Annotated in this window: 1 protein-coding gene; it reads left to right on the forward strand. The window is 39.9% G+C overall.

The features are described 5' to 3' along the window. Window positions 1-649 precede the first annotated feature (649 nt). Window positions 650-2,083, forward strand: coding sequence for a group II intron reverse transcriptase/maturase (ltrA, locus tag TY15_RS22870; RefSeq protein WP_040203112.1), 1,434 nt, complete (start codon window positions 650-652; stop codon window positions 2,081-2,083). The last annotated feature ends 93 nt before the right edge of the window (window positions 2,084-2,176 follow it).

Here is a 2,176-nt window from a genome sequence, read left to right on the forward strand (position 1 = left end):
TTTTTGTGCGACGGGCAGTCGCATAGAGTGTTGACTCAGTCAACACTCTTCTTTTCTTTATCTAACAGAGACGTCATTTCGATGAAACGACTGGATGAGGATAATGAATTTGAATCCTAGATGGTGAAAATCCATCCCCAAGGAGACTGACCTAGCTTGGGAAGCCTAATCTAGGGCAATACCGTGAGGTATTGTCTGAAGGAGATGCGGAAAATCGAGAGATCCGTAGGCGAATAGATAGACCCTAATGCAAGAAGTGTGAAGCACGGCGGCGGGATAAGTTGGCGACTTTTCGAAAAGTGAGGAAGCACACTCAAAAGGCATTTTCTTTAGAAGTCAGACCGAGAAAATGCGGCTTATTTCGTGATGGTGCAGGGTATGTCTAGAAAGGAAATGCGATGACCCCGTGAGGTCTCCACCTTACCGAACAGGCAGGGTTCTAGTCTATAAGGGAAATCCGAAGTGACGAAGAACGGGTGGAGAAGTCAGACGTTCTCATAGTACGGGAGTAACTTGATGACCATAACATCAAGTGAACGGAAGGGGAACGACCTATGGCTCCAAGCCATGAACAAGATGTAATGCTAACAGTTATGTTACTGAGGTAAAACCATCTGAAAGTACATCAAGGAAAGGCGTGGAATAAGCAATGAATCAAGAGTGGAAATTTAAATTACACAGTGTATATGGACAAATCCTATTCGACCGAAAGTTAACCCAAAGCTTTGAACAAGTAAAAGCTAACAAAGGTGCAGGAGGAATCGACGGGGAAACCATAGAAACTTACGAAGCTAAATTAGAGAATAATATCTTTTCACTTTTAAGCAAACTGAAAACTAAAACATACCAAGCGCAGCCAGTAAAAAGAGTATATATCCCAAAGAAAGACGGAAAGAAGCGACCGCTAGGTATTCCAACAATCGAAGACCGTATAGTCCAACAGAGTGTAGTAAATGTACTTCAACCAAAACTCGAAGACTATCTATTTCACAATTGGTCTGTAGGCTATAGACCAAATAGAGGGGTTGAAAGAGCCCTACAAATCATCCTATGGAACATTGAACAGGGATACAATCATATTTATGATTGCGATATTAAGGGGTTTTTCGATAATATCCCACACAAGAAACTGGTAGGAATTTTAAAGAAATATGTATCAGACCGAACGGTCTTAGGTTTGGTAGAACAATGGCTTAAAGCTGGATTCATGGAAGAAGGAAAACTGATACACTCGGACTATGGTACACCTCAGGGCGGCGTAATCTCACCTTTGCTTGCGAATGTATATCTTAATGAGTTGGATTGGGAATGGGATTTGCATGGAATTCGGTTTGTAAGATACGCAGATGACTTTTTATTGTTTGCCAAATCAGCAGAAGCTATCGAAAAGGCGTCAACCCTCACCAGAGTAAAATTGACTGAATTAGGCTTAGAAATATCAAAAGAGAAAACAAGAATAGTCAACTTCAAGAAGGATGACTTTGACTTTTTGGGATTTACCTTTCACCATTGGAGACCAGGAAAGAAAGATAAGAAACCAGTTTTCCATGTAACTCCTAAGGAAGGGTCCATTAAAGACTTCCGACTAAAGATTAAAGCTAAGACACAAAAGACCCTAACTCTAAGTAAGGAAGAATGGATTAACCGAGTCAATCCAATAATTCGAGGAAAAGTCAATTACTACGTGACAATAATAAAAGCCATCAAGGCTAATGAAGAATTAGGACAAAAGAGTCGTTGTATCACTAGATGGATGAGAAGAATATTTCTAGGTATGGATGGTTACATAAGGAGAAGATTGCGGGTCGCATTTACACATAAGCATCCAAATCAAAAGAAGGAACAAAAGATGCGGTATAAATGGAATAACAGCTTTTTCGTTGGAATCAAACTAATACCAAGTTATTGGTTGTATCTCAATAAAGCCTTTGGCTATACTCTTGAACAATATCTCGAAGAGATGAAAGAAAGAGGAAAACGGAAACAACAAAACTTGATTAAACGAACAAAAGAAAAAGGTGAAGAGTATTTTACTCCTTATCGAATCCAAAAGATGCAAAATGCCTGGAATGCATCCTCTTGATAAAACATTGTAACATATGGGTAAGCCGTATGCCTTAATAGGGCACGTACGGTTTGATAAGGGGGAAGCCACGAGAGTGGTTTCCCTACTTTA

This window comes from Neobacillus jeddahensis (assembly GCF_000612625.1).
GTDB classification, from domain to species: domain Bacteria; phylum Bacillota; class Bacilli; order Bacillales; family Cytobacillaceae; genus Neobacillus; species Neobacillus jeddahensis.